19 protein-coding genes and 1 pseudogene are annotated in these 17,271 nt (G+C 54.7%); 15 read left to right on the top strand and 5 right to left on the bottom strand.

Annotated features, from left to right (window positions below; genetic code table 11):
• Positions 1–22 precede the first annotated feature (22 nt).
• Positions 23–1,768, top strand: a complete 1,746-nt coding sequence (locus HM1_RS00315) for an acyl-CoA dehydrogenase family protein (RefSeq protein WP_012281245.1) — start codon at positions 23–25, stop codon at positions 1,766–1,768.
• A gap of 156 nt (positions 1,769–1,924) precedes the next feature.
• Here HM1_RS00315 and HM1_RS00310 read toward each other — a convergent pair whose 3' ends face one another.
• Positions 1,925–2,725 (bottom strand): sulfite exporter TauE/SafE family protein, encoded by an 801-nt coding sequence (locus HM1_RS00310; protein ID WP_012281244.1) that lies wholly within the window; start codon positions 2,723–2,725, stop codon positions 1,925–1,927.
• A gap of 270 nt (positions 2,726–2,995) precedes the next feature.
• Here HM1_RS00310 and HM1_RS00305 point away from each other — a divergent pair, with 270 nt between their 5' ends.
• Together HM1_RS00305 and HM1_RS00300 are read left to right on the top strand one after the other, a co-directional pair.
• A complete protein-coding gene (locus HM1_RS00305; protein ID WP_012281243.1) occupies positions 2,996–3,571 on the top strand; it encodes an ANTAR domain-containing response regulator in 576 nt (191 codons plus the stop codon).
• A 27-nt stretch (positions 3,572–3,598) separates the two neighbouring features.
• Positions 3,599–3,937 carry a P-II family nitrogen regulator gene (locus HM1_RS00300; RefSeq protein ID WP_012281242.1) on the top strand — a complete coding sequence of 113 codons (339 nt, stop codon included), beginning with the start codon at positions 3,599–3,601 and terminating at the stop codon, positions 3,935–3,937.
• Between the two features lie 273 nt (positions 3,938–4,210).
• On the opposite strand, the gene HM1_RS00295 is transcribed toward HM1_RS00300, so the two are convergent.
• Entirely contained in the window at positions 4,211–5,200 is a 990-nt protein-coding gene (locus HM1_RS00295) for a patatin-like phospholipase family protein (protein ID WP_041312995.1), read from the bottom strand.
• Between the two features lie 292 nt (positions 5,201–5,492).
• On the opposite strand from HM1_RS00295, the gene HM1_RS00290 reads away from it, so the two are divergent.
• The 6 genes and pseudogenes from HM1_RS00290 to HM1_RS00265 all read left to right on the top strand — a co-directional run bounded on the left by HM1_RS00290 (position 5,493) and on the right by HM1_RS00265 (position 9,324).
• Complete coding sequence (locus tag HM1_RS00290; protein ID WP_049753981.1) at positions 5,493–5,681, top strand: hypothetical protein; 189 nt, start codon at positions 5,493–5,495, stop codon at positions 5,679–5,681.
• Positions 5,682–5,760: 79 nt separating this feature from the next.
• Positions 5,761–6,744 (top strand): GTP 3',8-cyclase MoaA, encoded by a 984-nt coding sequence (gene moaA / locus HM1_RS00285; protein ID WP_012281238.1) that lies wholly within the window; start codon positions 5,761–5,763, stop codon positions 6,742–6,744.
• A gap of 140 nt (positions 6,745–6,884) precedes the next feature.
• Positions 6,885–7,364, top strand: coding sequence for a cyclic pyranopterin monophosphate synthase MoaC (gene moaC, locus HM1_RS00280; RefSeq protein ID WP_012281237.1), 480 nt, complete (start codon positions 6,885–6,887; stop codon positions 7,362–7,364).
• 2 nt (positions 7,365–7,366) lie between these two features.
• Positions 7,367–7,795, top strand: a pseudogene (locus tag HM1_RS00275) (MOSC domain-containing protein); the annotation flags it as partial.
• A 140-nt stretch (positions 7,796–7,935) separates the two neighbouring features.
• Positions 7,936–8,430, top strand: coding sequence for a MogA/MoaB family molybdenum cofactor biosynthesis protein (locus HM1_RS00270; RefSeq protein WP_012281235.1), 495 nt, complete (start codon positions 7,936–7,938; stop codon positions 8,428–8,430).
• 186 nt (positions 8,431–8,616) lie between these two features.
• Positions 8,617–9,324 (top strand): hypothetical protein, encoded by a 708-nt coding sequence (locus HM1_RS00265; RefSeq protein ID WP_012281234.1) that lies wholly within the window; start codon positions 8,617–8,619, stop codon positions 9,322–9,324.
• 101 nt (positions 9,325–9,425) lie between these two features.
• Here HM1_RS00265 and HM1_RS00260 read toward each other — a convergent pair whose 3' ends face one another.
• Entirely contained in the window at positions 9,426–9,656 is a 231-nt protein-coding gene (locus HM1_RS00260; RefSeq protein ID WP_012281233.1) for a hypothetical protein, read from the bottom strand.
• Positions 9,657–9,916: 260 nt separating this feature from the next.
• Between HM1_RS00260 and hpt the strand changes: the two genes are divergently transcribed.
• Positions 9,917–10,456 (top strand): hypoxanthine phosphoribosyltransferase, encoded by a 540-nt coding sequence (gene hpt / locus HM1_RS00255; protein WP_012281232.1) that lies wholly within the window; start codon positions 9,917–9,919, stop codon positions 10,454–10,456.
• A gap of 102 nt (positions 10,457–10,558) precedes the next feature.
• Positions 10,559–12,100, top strand: a complete 1,542-nt coding sequence (gene guaA / locus HM1_RS00250; RefSeq protein ID WP_012281231.1) for a glutamine-hydrolyzing GMP synthase — start codon at positions 10,559–10,561, stop codon at positions 12,098–12,100.
• 78 nt (positions 12,101–12,178) lie between these two features.
• Here guaA and HM1_RS00245 read toward each other — a convergent pair whose 3' ends face one another.
• Together HM1_RS00245 and HM1_RS14210 are read right to left on the bottom strand one after the other, a co-directional pair.
• Positions 12,179–13,285: a site-specific integrase gene (locus tag HM1_RS00245; protein WP_012281230.1), complete on the bottom strand. Its 1,107-nt coding sequence runs from the start codon at positions 13,283–13,285 to the stop codon at positions 12,179–12,181.
• 53 nt (positions 13,286–13,338) lie between these two features.
• Positions 13,339–13,956, bottom strand: coding sequence for a helix-turn-helix domain-containing protein (locus tag HM1_RS14210; protein WP_049753980.1), 618 nt, complete (start codon positions 13,954–13,956; stop codon positions 13,339–13,341).
• Positions 13,957–14,158: 202 nt separating this feature from the next.
• Here HM1_RS14210 and HM1_RS00235 point away from each other — a divergent pair, with 202 nt between their 5' ends.
• From HM1_RS00235 to HM1_RS00220, 4 genes are all read left to right on the top strand, one after another.
• Entirely contained in the window at positions 14,159–14,386 is a 228-nt protein-coding gene (locus tag HM1_RS00235; RefSeq protein ID WP_012281228.1) for a hypothetical protein, read from the top strand.
• Positions 14,387–14,448: 62 nt separating this feature from the next.
• Positions 14,449–15,465 carry a DUF4373 domain-containing protein gene (locus HM1_RS14205; RefSeq protein ID WP_012281227.1) on the top strand — a complete coding sequence of 339 codons (1,017 nt, stop codon included), beginning with the start codon at positions 14,449–14,451 and terminating at the stop codon, positions 15,463–15,465.
• A gap of 116 nt (positions 15,466–15,581) precedes the next feature.
• Positions 15,582–16,298: a sigma-70 family RNA polymerase sigma factor gene (locus HM1_RS14200; RefSeq protein ID WP_012281226.1), complete on the top strand. Its 717-nt coding sequence runs from the start codon at positions 15,582–15,584 to the stop codon at positions 16,296–16,298.
• A 14-nt stretch (positions 16,299–16,312) separates the two neighbouring features.
• The gene (locus tag HM1_RS00220; protein ID WP_012281225.1) at positions 16,313–17,266 is read left to right on the top strand and encodes a hypothetical protein; all 954 of its coding nucleotides are present in this window, start codon (positions 16,313–16,315) and stop codon (positions 17,264–17,266) included.
• The last annotated feature ends 5 nt before the right edge of the window (positions 17,267–17,271 follow it).

The raw sequence follows: 17,271 nt of genomic DNA, 5'->3' as shown, positions 1-17,271 counted from the left end.
TATTTTTATGAGGTGAAAAAGCATGGGCGACTTCATTCGTGGCGGACACTTTCTGACAGAATCCCTCTCAGTGGAACAAATCTTCACCCCGGAAGATTTTACGGAGGAACAACGCACGATCGCGCAGACGACGGCTGACTTTATCGCCGGTAACGTGGCGCCCCATCTGGAAGCGATTGAGAAACTCGACTACGAATTAACGCGGTCACTGTTGAAAGAAGCCGGAGAGATCGGACTCTTGGCCGCCGACATCCCCGAGGCATATGACGGCGTCGCTCTCGATAAAATCTCTTCGACGCTGATCACTGAGCATATGGCCCGCGGCGGGTCTTTCGGCCTGAGCCATGGTGCCCATGTAGGCATCGGCACCTTGCCGATCGTATTCTTCGGCAATGAAGAACAGAAGCAGCGATACCTCCCGGCGCTGGGCAGCGGCGAAAAGATAGCCGCCTACTGCCTGACCGAGCCCGGTTCCGGTTCCGATGCGCTCGGCGCAAAGACGAAAGCGATCCGGAGTGAAGATGGTCGCCACTACATCCTGAACGGAACGAAACAGTACATCACCAACGCCGGCTTCGCCGATGTCTTTATCGTCTACGCCAAGGTGGACGGCGATAAGTTTACCGCCTTTATCGTTGATCGGGACACGCCTGGCTTGTCCATCGGTCCGGAAGAAAAGAAGATGGGGATCAAGGGCTCCTCCACCTGCCCGGTGATTCTGGAAGACGCCAAGGTCCCTGCGAAAAACCTGCTCGGTGAAATCGGCAAAGGGCACCATATCGCCTTCAACATATTGAACATCGGCAGATTCAAGCTCGGCGCCGGTTGCATCGGATCGGCCAAATGGGCGCTCCACCTGTCCGCCAAGTATGCCAACGCGCGCGTGCAGTTCAATAGCCCCATCGCTCACTTTCCCTTGATTCAGGAGAAGATCGCCAATATGGCCATCGAACTATACGGCGCCGAGTCGGTCATCTATCGCACGGCCGGTCTGATCGAAAAAGCCTTGGAAGTGAAAGAACCGCTGCAGGCTACAGCGGAGTATGCCGTCGAGTGTTCGATCTGCAAGATTCTCGCCTCTGAAATGCTCGACCTTGTCGCCGATGAAGGCGTGCAGATCCACGGTGGGTACGGCTACACCCAGGAGTACGAGATCGAGCGCATCTACCGCGACGCCCGCATCAACCGGATCTTTGAAGGCACCAATGAGATCAATCGGCTGTTGATCCCCGACACGCTGCTGAAGCGGGCCATGAAAGGGGAGATTCCGTTGCTCGCAGCTGCCCAGAGGCTCCAATCAGAACTGTTCAGCCTCGGCATTCACGCTGACAACGGTATGCCCTTGAATATTGAAGAAGATCTGATTGAGCGCAGCAAAAAGATAGTGCTCTTCGTGGCAGGCATAGCCGTACAGAAGTATCAAAAAGCGCTGGCACAAGAACAAGAACTCCTTCGGAACATAGCCGATCTGGTCATCGCCGTCTTTGCAATGGAAAGCGCCTTGCTACGGGCCAAGAAAAAACTCGTCCAGTCTGGACCGGAAAAAGCTGCAATGGCCATCCAACTGGCCACCGCCTATATCTACCAGCGCATCACAGCCATCGAAGTTATCGCCAAAAAATCCTTAGCCGCTATGGAAGAAGGGGATGCGCTGCGCGCACAGTTGTCCATCTTGAAAAAACTGACACGTCATGTGCCGGTCAATGAAAAAGCCTTAACGCGTGCCATTGCCCAACCAATTATCGAGATGGAAAAGTACAGCATCTGAGCGCTGAACAGTGCCTTGGGCAATCCGCGGCAGCGTGATTCCAAGTAAGAAAAACAAAACGAACAAATCGCCACAGATAACCACGCCAAAAGGTGCTTCTTTCTCAGAAGCACCTTTTGGCGATCCTGTCAAGACAATCCGCCGTCGACCATCGCCTTACCGTAGAAGCAAACGAAGCGCCAGCACCAACATGATGATCGAAAACAGCTGCATCAGGCGCCGACTGTTCACCTGAGGGGCTAAGCGCGTTCCGATGTGAGCACCAACGATGGCCCCGATAGAGAGTGCTACCGAAGCAACCAACTGCACGTCTCCGGCGACCAGGTGAGGCACTGTTCCGGCGAAAGAAGAGATGGTCAGAATAAACATGGACGTAGCTGTGGCGATATGAGGCGGAATACCCATGATCAACGTCATGACCGGCACATGGATGATCCCGCCGCCGATGCCAAAAATACTCGACAGGAAGCCGACAAAAAAGCTGATCAAGACACCGAAGGGGAGGCTGAAGCTGTACTCATGAGCTATCCCGTGGGCATCAGTAAACTGGCGCGTCGTTTTCTTGCCCATCCAGTTGGGCGTGCGGTCCTTTGGTGGGCCCTGCGGCTTAAAGAGCATGAATAGGGAGACAAGAAGCAAGAGCATGGCGAATGCGCTATCGAAGGCTTTGCCGCTGAGGTGAGGAACAAGATGGGCGCCGACAAGCGCGCCGGGGATGGTGCTGAGAGCAAAGGGAATTCCCGTGGCAAAGTCGACGCGCTTCTGCCGGGAGTAGTTGTAACTGCTCACAAGGGAGTTGATAAAGATGAAGAAAAGGGAAGTAGACACCGTCCATAGATGAGGATAGGCAAAGACAAGCAGCAACACGGGAACAACGATAAATCCGCCGCCGACCCCCACGAGGGAGCCAAGCGTTCCTACCACGAGGCCGGTCGCGATCAGTAGAGCGAAGTCCATGGCATTTCTCCTGTTATATTTTCATCCCGCACCGTCCGACAGGTTCATTATATCCCTGACGGAATAGGTTCGTCCATGGATATGGCGATAAAAGCAAAAAAACACTCAAGCACGAGATGAAAGAGCCTCAGCCTTGCATTTATCTACGACACCCTTTGACGCATGTGGCGATGGTCGTTAAAATATAAGTACTGTCCATTGTAAAGAACATACCTGTTGATCATGGGCTTTGGGTTTCGGGACAGAGAGACACAAGTTGGAGGCAAGGCCATGCAAGGACTGCGTGTGATACTCGGCGATCCCAACGAGACGCAGCGAGCGGAATTAAAAAAACTGCTGCACGCCCTAGGTCAGTTGGTCGTTGGCGAAGCCGAAGACGGTCTCGGTACGATCAAGCTGATCCGGCGGCTCACACCTGACCTTGTCTTTATTTCCGTTCAACCGGCGATGAAGGATGGTGAAAGTGTAGCCCACTTGATAGAGGATGAACGGCTCTGTCCGGTCGTCCTGCTTGTGGAACGAGGTCGAGAAAATCAGCGGAGCCGAGAGACCGACACCCTGCTTCCTTACCTGATCAAACCAGTGCAGGAGATGTCCTTGCAGCCGATCATCGATCTTGCCGTCAGCCGCTTTCGAGAAGTCAGCCGGTTGGAAAAAGAGATACGGCAGTTGAAGAATACCATCGAGACGCGCAAGCTCGTCGAGAAGGCGAAAGGTCTCTTGATGCGTAACCTGGGCATCAATGAGTCGGAAGCCTTCCGGCGCATCCAGAAGCAGTCCATGAACAAACGGATGAGTTTGAAAGCCGTGGCAGAAGCGATCATCGTCGCCTATGACATGCAATAAGGAGTTCCTTAGGAAAGGTGGACTGCAGTGAAAAAGATTGAAGCGGTTTTTCGTCCGGAGCGTCTGGACTTGGTCAAACAGCGCTTGGAGGCCATCGGCATCCGGGGCATGACCCTCACCCAGGTGATGGGATGCGGTCGGCAAAAGGGAGAGACCGGCGTCTACCGCGGGCAGGAATACGCCATCACTTTGCGGACGAAGGTGAAGCTGGAACTGGCCGTAGCGGACGGCGAAGTGGAATCAGTGGTCCAGGCCATCATTGAAGCCGCTCGGACTGGTAATGTAGGCGACGGAAAAATCTTCGTCCTGCCCATCGAAGAAGCAGTGCGGATCCGGACCGGTGAACGGGGCGCCATCGCCCTGTAACTTGAGAGACTGGACCTTATCTGTCACCACCTGAACGATGAAAGAGTCATCGATGAGTGCTTACAAAAGGCTGATGCGAGACCTATAATGTCTCAAGAGGTATAGTGATGCAGAGGCAGAGGCGCCCTAGGCCCGGCGAAACCATGTTCGCTGGGCCTAGGGCGCCTTTGTTTTTGTGGGGTCCTTGTTTAGCGGTCTTAGTGAAACGGAGGAGAAGTAACTTTATTTGCTTCTTTCCAATCTCGCTTCTCTGCTTACGTATCTGTATTACGGCTATGGAACGCTCCCTTGCTTCTCTCTGCCGATGCGGATGACGATCCCCTGCGATGTCCGATGTTCTGTCACCGAGGGCTCTTTCGGTTGAATCGGCGGGACTTGAAGGATGCGTCGGATCGATGGCATGGCCGCCATGGCGGCGGCATGGCCTGCCCGGGCAGCCTCGTCAATATTGTTGAAGTCGAAGACGCCCATGGGACCGAGGTTCGGTTCGATGACCAGATCGGCGCCGCCCAGGATCGTGCACAGATCGATCTCATAGCCCATGATATCAATGGAACGCAGGACCGTGCCGATCAGGTTATCAGGCGGGAAGGCCGGCGTATCGGGATCGCGCAGGCTGACACAGATGACCACTTTGGCGCCTAGGCTGCGGGCCAGGTCGGTGGGCAGGTTCGCCCGCACGGCGCCGTCGACGAGACAAAACTCTTTCAACCGGACGGGATGAAAGACGCCGGGGATGCTCGAACTGGCCCGGACAGCTCGGGCGATGGGTACGCCGGTCACGAAGCGCCGGTAGGGCAGGGGATCGCGCGGTTCCAGGCCTTTGGGGAGAAAGCAGATCGAGGCGCCCGTTATCAGGTCAGCTGCTGTTACGACGACAGGCGGTTCTGTTCCGTCAAAAGTTCGCTGCCCCCAGATCTGACAGAAAAGTTTTTCCAACTGATTGCCAAGGAGCAGGCCGGTAGGAAGACCGGGCCAGAGCGCCGCATTGGGGCGTCCCTGAATCAGGCGAAAAAGGCCGAGCAACGCCCCCGTGATCCAGCGCCAGTCGAAGTCAAAGAAAAAATGCTTCGACGCCTCTTTGGCGATGGCGAGCATATCAGCGGCGCTGTGACCAGTTCCATAGAGGGCGCCAGCGATGCTGCCGGCGCTGACGCCGACGACAAGGGAGGGCCGCAGGCCTGCCTCTTCCAATGCCTGGATCACGCCGATATGGGCGGCGCCGCGAGAACCGCCGCCGCTGAGGACCAATGCCCAGTCCATCGCCATCCTCCTCTCCCACGTCTGATTCTTATGTGCGAGGGAGGGGAAAAATGTATTTTGAGGAAGTCAAGAGGATGTGAAAAAGGGGAACGGCGCCGGAAAGCCTTGACGAACAAGGCGCCAGCACGTATGCTAAAAACATCACAAGAGCGCTTCGGAATATTGGAATTTTTTTCTCCGAATCCCATGGTTGCGGAAAGGAGATGGACGAGCCGGCACGATGCTTTCGGGGACCTTTCGGGCCGTCTTTTTGTTTTTCACAAGGTCGCATTGATAGGGGAGGGTTGCTATGATGACGGATAGAGATGCTTCGATTGACGCGATCAAAAAGGCCATGACCGACTCCGTGATCGACAATCGGCTGACCTGCACCGACGCCCGGGCCATCGCCGAATCCTTCGGCGTGCCCTACAGCTTGGTCGGACGCCTGGCCAATGAGATGAAGATCAAAATCCGCCATTGCGAGTTAGGCTGCTTCTGACGGGATCTGTTGTTCCTTTCGCCGTTGAAGTTACCTTTCTTTTACCGCTGGACCTATTGAAGAGACGGGGTGGCCGAAAATGATCGACGCCTTCGCTCGGGATATCCACTACCTGCGCGTCTCTGTGACCGACCGCTGCAACCTCCGCTGCATCTACTGCATGCCCGAAGCGGGCCTTCCCCTGGTTGATCACCGGGAGGTGCTTCGCTTCGAAGAGTTTGAACGGCTGATCGCCATCGCCGCCAGTCAGGGCATTCGAAGGGTGCGGATCACCGGCGGGGAACCGCTGGTGCGCAAAGGGATCGTTCCCTTTGTGGCCCGGGTGAAGACGATGACCGGCATTGAAGATGTAGCCCTCACCACCAACGGCCTCCTGCTGCCGCGCTTCGCCAGCGAACTGAAGGCGGCCGGCTTGGACCGTGTCAACATCAGCCTGGACACGTTGCGACCGGAACGCTTTCGCGCCGTCACCCGCGTGGGCCGGATTGATGATGTCTGGACAGGCATCGAGGCTGCCCTGGCGGCGGACCTTCACCCCGTCAAGCTGAACGTGGTCGTCATGGGCGGTGTCAATGATGACGAGGTTGCTGACTTTGCCCGACTCACCTTGCAGTGGCCCATACACGTCCGCTTCATCGAACTGATGCCCATCGGCGAGGGCGACTCCCGTTTTCGCGGGCAATATGTCACGATTGAACAGATGAAAGCGAAGATGGCTGAACAGGGACTGCGACTCGGCGATCACCCCGGCATCCGAGGGGGTGGCCCCGCCCGCTATCACACCTTGGCGGGCGCCTTGGGGACGGTGGGCTTCATCAGCGCCATATCCAAACACTTCTGCGGGACCTGCAACCGTCTGCGGTTGACGGCGGAGGGCAAACTGCGTCCCTGCTTGCATTCGCGGCAGGAGATCGACCTGCGAACGCCGTTGCGCCGGGGCGCGTCGGACAACCTGCTGGCGCGGATCTTCCAAAAGGCCGTCGAGGCCAAGCCCTACCAGCATCACATGCTCGATGAGGGGTGGGGGGACAGGCCGCGATTGATGTCCCAGATCGGGGGATAGGGAACGGCGTCCACCCTTGTCAATGGGCGGTCATCCCGATGGGGATGAGTGTTGAACGATGCAGGATATGATGGGCGTGACCTGAACCTATCTGTTGAACTGGCAGTTTCTTCAGATTAGCGATGACAGCGGAGGTAGCGATGGATCCTTTGACACATTTTGATGAAAAAGGCGGCGCCCGCATGGTCGATGTGAGCTTGAAGGGCGACACACGGCGGGAGGCGGTGGCCCGCGGAAGGGTGCTGATGCACCGAGACACCTTCCGGCGCGTCCGAGACGGTCAGATCGCCAAGGGCGACGTGTTGGCGGTGGCCCGCCTGGCGGGCATCATGGCCGCCAAGCGGACGAGCGACCTGATTCCCCTCTGTCACCCCTTGTCTCTCACCGGCGTCGATCTGCACTTCACCCTGGACGAACTTCATTCGACGGTGGAGATCGAAAGCCGCGTCAAAACGACCGGCAAGACCGGCGTAGAGATGGAGGCCTTGACGGCCGTCTCCGTGGCTGCGCTGACCATTTATGACATGTGCAAGGCCATGGATAAGAACATGGTCGTCAGCGATATCCGGCTCGTCGAAAAAACAGGGGGCAAGAGCGGGCACTACATCAGGGAGGAATGACCGTGGCAACGATCGTGGCTGTTTGCAGCAGTGAGGAAAAAGGGATGCCTAAAAAAAACGCGGGCAGCGGCATGCTCAAGGCGGACTTCGGCCTCGTCGGCGATGCCCACGGCGGTCCTTGGCACCGCCAGGTGAGCCTGCTGGCCATCGAGAGCATCCAGAAGATGCGCGGCCTGGGCCTCGATGTTCATCCCGGCGACTTTGCGGAAAACATCACCACCGAGGGGATCGATTTACTGGCTTTGCCGATCGGCGCCCGGCTGAAGCTCGGTCCGGAGGCTGTCGGCGAGGTGACCCAGATCGGCAAAGAGTGCCATAGTCGCTGCGCCATCTACTACCAGGCCGGCGACTGTGTCATGCCCAAAGAGGGCATCTTCATTCGGGTGCTGACGGGCGGGCCTGTCCAGGTCGGCGATGCGATCGAAGTCATCGCGACGGGAGAGGCAGCGCCGGATAAGATGGCGTCGGGTGAGGCGGAGGATGGCACATCGCCCCAGGAAACTGCGCAAGAAGCAATCACGCCGGAGGAGCCTAAAGGTGGAGCGAAGGCTGCTGGACAGGAGGTGGCCCTGTGATCCGCGTCGGCATCCTCACCGCCTCTGACAAGGGCAGTCGCGGCGAACGGGAGGACCGTTCTGGCCGGCTCATCGGCGAAGCCATCCAAACCATCGGCGGCGCCATGGTCGCCTACAAGGTCGTTCCTGATGAGCGGGATCAGATCGCCGCAGCGCTCCGGGAAATGGCCGACGACCTCGGCCTGGACCTGATCTTCACAACCGGCGGGACAGGCTTATCGCCTCGCGACGTGACCCCCGAGGCGACCCTCGATGTGGTAGATAGAATGGTCCCCGGCATCGCCGAGGCGATGCGGGCGGAGAGCATGAAGATCACGCCCCGGGCGATGCTTACCCGCGGCGTCGCCGCCATCCGAGGCCGTACCCTGATCGTCAACCTCCCCGGCAGCCCCAAGGCGGTTCAGGAATGCCTCGACATCATCCTGCCGGCGTTGCCTCACGGCATCGAAATCCTCAAGGGCGAAGCGGGCGAGTGTGCCCGAAAATCATAGGCGATAGGCGCCAAGGAACAGGCACCGATCACCTCGAGTAGTGACGGAAGAATCCCCCCGGGTCGGGTGGATTCTTTTTCTGCTGGCGAACCTCTTTCACCATGAGGAAATATTCTCCGGTTCTGTGTCCCCCTCCACCGAAAATACCCTTCCTTTAGGGAGGGTTTTCCGGAAGGGGGGATCCCCATGCGACGTTGGTGGCGGTGGATCGCAGGTGTCACCATCTTGTTTTTGCTCCTGAGCGCCGGCGGCGGCTACCTGATGTGGAAGGCCCATGAGGAACTCTGGAACCCCAAAGACCCCGTGACTGTCGTCAAGCGCGCAGTCGCCGGCACCTTGCAGAGCCCGAGTTTTTCCTTTGAGAGCACCTTCCTCATCCGGGTCGACGGTCGCGAGGAGGTCATCAGCCGCTTTTCTGGCGACCGGGCCGAAGGAGAGAAGTTTCACTTGAAAGGGACGCTGCTCCAGTCGCCGGCGGAGATCTATACGGTGGGCAACCTCTTCTACCTCTGGGATCCCGTTAAGAAAAGCTGGTACACGATCGAGAAAAACCGCTTCGGTCCCCAAGACCTGCTGCTGTCCGAGATCAGCCCGCTGACAGCCCTGGACATCAAGACCATCGAAGGGGTCACCGTAGCGGGGATCGACAGTGTTGACGAGGACAAATGCCTGCTCATGGAGTGCCGCACCGAGGTATCGAACCGCCTCCTGGCGACGCTCTGGAAAGACTTCTACTACCGCATCTGGGTCGATCCCAAGAAAAACCTGATCCGCAAAGTCGTTGTCGAGGCCACCAGCCGCAACGCGCCCCGCGATCGGCTGATCCTCACGTTGCGGTTTTGGGATTACAGTGGTAAACAGACCATCACCTTGCCGCCGGTGGCGACGCGATAGAAAGAATGAACAGCAAAGGGGTCGTGGTGTTTATCCAAGACCCCTCACTTATGTCGGCGACTAGGATTGTTTGATGTGGGTGCGTAAGTCATAAGACAGGTTCAGGACGGTTGCGCCAGTTCGACAGGCACAATGGCCACCCAGGCCTTCTCTTTCGGGCTGAAATAGATCCGTTGGCAAGAGATCTGCTGCTCTTCCACCCAACGGATCGCGTCGACCAGACGATCTGCGTCCGCCTCGACGGGGATGATAATGCCCTGTTGGGCGCTCCAGCTGCCAGAGGCATGCACCGCTTCTACGAAGGCTACCTTCTTTTTCTTCACTGCCGGCATTCGCTCACCCCCTTCAGGTTGATGATAGCATCGGAAAGTTACGGCAATTGCAAAATCTTTGAAAAGAAACCGTTAAAATAAGGAAGCATAAATGAGGTTTTTTGGTGTTCCACCAGGTTGGCACAGCGTCTGGTTGACATATTTTTATTGCGGCTGGTATAATTTTTTCGTATCTGACAAACCTAACAAGCGACTTTTCGGGAGTGTGGCCGGTCTTGAGAGCCGGCCTTATTTTCGTATTTCAGGAGGCGGCAGCAGCGATGGACAAGGTCATCGATCGCGTACTGGTCAGTGAAGAAGACATTCGAGTCAAGGTCAAAGAGCTGGGCGAACGAATCTCGAAGGACTATCAAGACAAGGACCTGCTGGTCGTGGGCATCCTCAAAGGCGCTCTCGTCTTCATGGCCGACCTGATCCGGGCCATCCACATCCCTATCGAGATCGACTTCATGGCTGTCTCCAGCTACGGGGCGGGGGCCAAGTCGTCGGGGGCTGTGCGGATCTTGAAGGACCTCGACCGGGCCATCGAAAACCGACACATCCTGATCGTTGAGGACATCGTTGACACGGGGTTGACCCTCAACTACTTGATGGACAACCTGAAATCACGAGGCGCCGCATCGGTGAAGGTCTGCACCGCGCTGGACAAGCCGAGCCGCCGCAAGACGCTTGTCACCCCCGATTACAATGGTTTCACTATCCCGGACGAATTTGTCATCGGCTACGGCCTCGACTATGCGGAGCAGTACCGTCACTTTCCCTTCGTGGCTGTGCTGAAGCGAGAAGTCTACGAGAAGTAAGCTGACAAGGAAGCGCACAGACAGGCTGCCCGTCGACAGCGCAGTGGTGTAGAAACAACAGAGAACCATCAACCGGCAAGACTTCGAGAGGAGCGAACATTCTTGGCTAAGCCCCATGAAACCATCTTGGTCCTCGACTTCGGCGGTCAATATAACCAACTGATCGCGCGCCGCGTCCGAGAACTGCACGTCTACTGCGAGATGCACCCCTACACGATCAGCGTCGACGCCATCCGGGAGATGAATCCCAAGGGCATCATCTTCACCGGCGGTCCGGCCAGCGTCTATGAAGAAAAAGCGCCTGCCGTCGACCCGGCCATCTACGACCTGGGCATCCCTATCCTGGGCATCTGCTACGGCATGCAACTCATGGTCAACCAACTGGGAGGCAAGGTCGGCAGGGCCGAATCGCGCGAATACGGCAAGGCGTCCCTCACCATCACCGCTTCTGAAGGCCCCTTCGCCGGCATGGAAGGCGATGTGCAGTGCTGGATGAGCCATGGCGACAAAGTAGAAGTCCTGCCCCACGGCTTCGTCGGCTCCGGCAAAACAGACCATGCCCCCTTTGCGGCCATGGCCGATCCGGTGCGCCGCTTCTACGGTGTCCAGTTCCACCCCGAGGTGCGCCACACGCCCCAAGGCATGGACATGATGCGCAACTTCCTCTTCGGCGTCTGTGGCTGCACCGGTGAGTGGACCATGGAAAACTTCATCGAAGAACAGGTCGCGGCCATCCGCGCCCGCGTCGGCAGCGGCAAAGTCCTCTGCGCCCTCTCGGGCGGCGTCGACTCCTCCGTGGCGGCCCTCCTCGTCCACCGCGCTGTCGGCGAGCAGCTGACCTGTGTCTACGTCGATCACGGCTTCATGCGCCTCAACGAATCGGAGCGGATCATCAAGACCTTCCGCGACGAACTGGGCATGAACCTGATCGCCGTCGAAGCGTCAGAACGCTTCATGGCCAAGGTTGCCGGTGTCTCCGACCCGGAGACGAAGCGCAAAAGCATCGGCAACGAATTCATCCGCGTCTTCGAAGAGGAAGCGGCCAAATTGGGCCAGGTGGACTTCCTGGTGCAAGGCACCCTTTACCCCGACGTCGTCGAGAGCGGTACCTCGACAGCCGAGACGATCAAGACCCACCACAACGTGGGCGGCCTGCCCGAAGACATGAAATTCGAACTGATCGAACCCCTGCGCACCCTCTTTAAGGACGAGGTGCGGGAAGTGGGCCAGAGACTGGGCCTGCCTGAAGATATCGTCTGGCGCCAGCCCTTCCCCGGACCGGGTCTGGCCATCCGCGTCCTCGGCGAGATCACCAAGGAGAGCCTGGACATCCTGCGTCACGCTGATGACATTGTCTTCCAAGAGATCAAAAAAGCCGGTCTTTACCGGCAGATCTGGCAGTCCTTTGTCGTGCTGCCGACAACCGTCCGCAGCGTCGGCGTCATGGGCGACGGCCGCACCTACGAGTACCCGGCCATCCTGCGGGCCGTCACCTCTGACGACGCCATGACGGCCGACTGGGCACGGCTGCCCTACGAGTTGCTGGAGAAGATCTCCAACCGGATCGTCAACGAGGTCAAAGGCGTCAACCGCGTCGTCTACGACATCACGTCGAAGCCGCCGGGGACGATTGAATGGGAATAAGAAAGAAAAAGCCTGTAACCCAGATAAACAAAGGGTTTACAGGCTTTGCTTTTTGGCCGTGGCAGCAAAATGGCAACATTATTCCGGTTTTTCGGGATTTTTATCTGATTTGGAGCCATTTTCTGGAGAATTGAGGGCATCCAATTTGTCGGCTACTTCACCATGCTTGTTAGGGTACAAATGGGCATAGGTTTGTAAGGTGGTTTCTACGCTTTCATGCCCAAGGCGTTCCGATATTAGAAGCGGAGAAAAACCGAGTTCAATCAGCAGCGATGCGTGGGAGTGGCGAATGTCATGAATACGTATTTTTTTAACGCCGGAAAGCTTACAGCCGCGAGCCATTTCACTGGCAAGGAAATGCTTTGTATAATCAAAGAGCCTGTCCGAAGGCTCGTAATCCACCAGGCGACCGGCATAATCCTTCAGGATTTCCAATAGGAATTCAGATGCCGTGATTACCCGGCGGCTCTTGGGCGTCTTTGGGGGAGAAATGACATCCTCATTACCAACCCTGGCGTAACTTTTCGTGATGCTGATTTTTTTAGATTCAAAATCAATATCATTCAGGGTAAGAGCCAGGAGCTCTCCGGAGCGCATGCCAGTCCAGAATAGCGTATTAAAAATGGCATATGACGCAGGCTTATCTGAAATCGCGGCAGCGAAAAGCCGGAATTCATCAGTAGTCCAGAATTGCATGGACTCTGCGTTCTTTTTGCCGATTGAGCCGCAGACAGCCGCCGGATTGGTTTGAAGGCCATAATACCGCCTGGCATAATTAAAAATGGCCGACAGCTGATTATTTATGGTTTTGAGATATGTAGGCGAATAATCGCTTTCATCGTCCAAGAGGCCATTTTGCCACTTTCGCACCGTCGCAGGAGTAATGGCGTTCACAGGCATATCTTTAAATACCGGAAGAATTTTTGAATCAATGAGGTACTTCTTGCCCTCATAGGTCGTAGGGCGGAGCCGTGTCTTGCAGTCCTCCATATAAAGCTCGACCATGGAACCAAAGGCCATGTCGCAACCGCCGCTCTGTTTTTTAATAAAATCGCGTTCGTACTGGACAGCGTCGGACTTTTTAGCAAAGCCCCGCTTTTTATGCTGCCGCGTCGTTCCAGTCCAATCTTTGTAGCGGAAGGCGCAATACCAGGTCTTTCTTTTTTCGTCCTTATAAACAGGCAAAGCAACGCCTCCTTTCACAAAAGCCCCAGCCGGACGACGGCCAGGGCTTATTTTTATTCCTTTTCCCCGCCATCCTGACCGGCACCGCTCACTTTCCCCTGAAGCTCGGAGACCTGGGCGAGGAGAGACATGGAAAGCTCGGCAGATACCCCGGCAGACCGTAGAGCCAAGACTAACTCTGTTATGGGCTTACCCGATTTGAGGAACTGTGCCGCGACCATGTAAGCGTCCATGGTGCCCATTACGGCAGTAAACAAGCTATCACGCAGACCGGACGCCGCCGGTAGCGATAGGGAAGAACGAGCAAAAGCGCTCCACAATTCGGATTGCTGGGATACCAGGGCGGCGGCTTCTTTGGCAGCGAGCGGCGGAGGATAAAGAGAAGACCTGTGAGGGCCGGGCTTCAGTTGAGCAATATCCGGATCAGGTTCTTCCTTCAGCCCCAGCAGGAAATCAGCGGACACATTGAAATAATCCGCAACGACATACAGGACATCTATCGGAGCCGTTCGGCTCTGCTTTTCATAATAGCTGATACTGCCGCGAGACAAGCCCAGAGCGGCGCCCAATTCATTCTGGGAAAGCTTGCGCCCTTTGCGTAGTCCCCGAAGGCGTTCAGAAAAACACTCCCGCACACGAACCTCGGTCTCGTTGATTTTGCTTCCTCCCATTTTATGCCTCCTTTTTGTTTAACAACGTCAGCAAATAAGCGGCGCACCAGAGCCGCAAATTCTTAAAATGAATAACATTGTTGAATTGCTATATACTCAATTGACAACAACAGCAACAAGAATTATTCTAAAGCCATAGTACACCATAACTATTCAGAGGTCAATAGCAACAACAACAATTATATGCAAGGGAGGGTATAAAATGAGCAACGCCAACATTGATATCCGAAAAGAGGCCAAGCAGGCTAATGTGGCCCATTGGCAGATTGCAAAGCGCCTGGGGTATGCGGAATCCACATTCTGCCGGAAACTGCGGGACGAGCTCACCCCTGAAGAAAAGGCAAAAGTCCGGCAGGCCATAAGGGAGCTTGTGGCGATGAAGCGGGGAGGCGGTAGCGATGGCAACATGCGCGAGGCGTACGGAATATGATCCGCTCCGCTTGGAAGGAAGGTGTAGAGTAGCAGGTGGAAAAGTGAGAGGAGGCGGCGACCATGGCACGGCCACGAAAGACAGGTCTGGATTACTTCCCGCATGACGTGGACGTGACCACAGACCCCAAAATAGAACCAGCAATCATGCGCTACGGCGCCGCCGCATACGCCTTTTATTTCGTCCACTTGGAATACTGCTACCGCTCCGACGATTTAACAGTTGATATTTCTGCAACAGAAACAGGGGCAGAAATGAGGGAAGTAATTCAGCGGAAACTCCACATCGACGAACAACAATACGATAATATCCTTCAATCGTTCCTCCGACACGGCGCATTTGACGCCGATTTCTATGCCAAAACAGGCAAACTAACCAGCCACGGAATACAGAAGAGAGCCAGGAAAGTCTTTGAAAAACGGGAGCGGGAGGCTGAAAGATACGAGAGTAAAATTTCTGCTCCCATTTCTGCCGCAGAAACAGGGGCAGAAATGACACAAAGCATAGCAAAGAAAAGCATAGAAAATAAAAGCACAGAAAAGAAGAGTATAGCAACCACCCCCCTAACCCCCGCCGGGGGAAGTGCGGCACCGGTCATAAATATTCAAGAAAAACGATTTGAAGAATTCTGGGCGGCGTATCCGAAGAAGACCGGAAAACAAGCCGCCTTTAAGTCATGGCAGCGCGTCAAACCAACTGCCGAGCTACATGCCAAGATAATTAAGGCTGTGGCAACCGCGAAGCGGACAGAGCAATGGCAGAGGGAAAATGGCCGGTTTATACCAAACCCTGCGACCTGGCTCAACCAGGGGCGCTGGGACGATGAATACGAGGAGGTGACCCAACCGTATGGAAGCAATAGCCAACATTCAAGATTCAAGCTCGCATGGGAGGAAGATGACAATGACACTGTCATCAATAAGCAACATACTGGGCCAAATAAGGCCGGAGGTTTTGCCCTCTCGGGCTTTCATAGGGCGGAAGACGCAGAATGGTGCAAGGATGACGATGCGGATGAGCCAAAGAAACAAGACGGAGGCGCTCTCGCTGGTTTCAAGCAAAGCGATGACAGTGGTTAAGCTCTTCAGCGAGCATAAATAAAACGAGAGCCGTTGAAAAGCTCCCGCCCCCGTGGTACAGCCATATGGTTAAAATATCTATCCATATTCTACCACGGAGAGGGGTGAGCATTCAAGTGACTAATGAAGAGCTGGCAATCATGGCCGCCCAGGGCGACACGGAGAGCCTGCATAAACTATATTTTGCGGTCGCCCCGCTAATATATAAAATCACGAGCCGGTATTTCAAGTATTGCGAGACCAACAGGAAGGGTGTCAGGCCGGAGGACTTAACACAGTGTGGCTATTTTGCATATCTGAGTGCGCTCAAGCAATACTCGCCGGAGAGGGAGCTGAAATTTACATCGTATCTTGATTTTTGTGTAGCGAGGGAATGCTGGAGGGAGCTGGGGATATCGTTCCAGACCGGCGGCAAGGTGTTAAACCGGGAGGTCGAGACCATTTCACTTGAAACACCCATATCTGACGATGAAGAAGGCCTTACTTTAGAGGACATTATTAGCGACCCTGATGCCGATACATACAGCTTTTGCGAACTGAACGACATGAGGCTCATTGTTAGAAGAGAAATAGAAAGGCTCTCTCCACGTGAACAGTGTGTGATATACGGCATTTTTTATAACAACAAGACCATTGAAGGTCTCGCTCAGGAGTTTGGGTGTGAACTCGGAACTGTTCTGTCAGTGAGAGATACTGCTTTTAATTCGCTGCGACGTTCAAAAGGCATACGAGAATTGAGAAAAGCTTATAACTGGAACAATAAACGTCCGAGCTACCTTGATCCAGAAAAAATAAAAGGTCTATTGGGGGATAGCGGGCTTGAACCAATATAAACTGGAGGTGCTTTATGGAAATTAGCATCCAAGATCTAATAGAGGCGGAAGAATGCTCAAAGATTCCTATAAAGAAGCGTTATCAAACCATTAAACGAGCGCTTAACCGATATAAATGCGGGAAATCAAGGCCCGAGGAAAGGGAAATCCTCGTGGAAGCAATGCGGAGCTATAGGAGGTTGGCCTTCAAGGAAAATCAGACCAGAGCCTACAACGTGTTGTTATACTCTTATTTTTCAAGCCGGACTTTGACACCCGAACAAATTATGAGGTTATTTAATATAAACAAAAGGACGGTATTTAAAGATATAGGTACAGGAGTAAGGGATTTAACCTTTTTGTTGTATGGCATTGATGGATTTGATTGGCGGATGAAAGAAGAAAGAATCATGGAAGAAAAGATGAAAGAGCAAATCACAAAACGGCTGACTGTAGAACTTGAACAGGAGGTCAGAAACGAATGTCGTGCTTTTTTTGAAGAATGCCAACTCATGAATATTACATGTGAAGGTCGTGCGGATTTGCAAGAGCGCCTGCAGGCGTTAATAAAGAGACAGCTTACAGAAGAATTTGCTCAGGATATTGTCGAGCGAGAAGAATGCTCTGACTTAGAGATTAAGGCCAGGCAGCAGCAAGTAAGGGAAGCCTTAAGGAGATATAAGAAAGGCAAATCAACACCAGGGGAGCGGAAAGAATTAATTCAGGCAATGGAAAGATACAGGACAACTGCCATTAACGAAAAGCAGGACAAGGCATACAACATATTATTTTATTTCTATTTTGCGGATTACCCTCTGAAAACAATTCAAATATCGGACAGATTCAGGATTGCCAGGAGGACAATTTTCAAATACATAACCAGAGGTGTAGAGGATTTGACTGACATTATGTACGGCACCGGTGGAATTTGCCTGAACCCTGATGATGTAAACAAAGCGGCTTTGAGTAATACTCAAACGGCTAACTGAAGGAT

The organism is Heliomicrobium modesticaldum Ice1 (genome assembly GCF_000019165.1).
GTDB classification, from domain to species: Bacteria; Bacillota; Desulfitobacteriia; order Heliobacteriales; family Heliobacteriaceae; genus Heliomicrobium; species Heliomicrobium modesticaldum.
The sequence above is the reverse complement of the archived record's forward strand: the minus strand, read 5'-3'. Positions and strand labels throughout refer to the sequence as shown.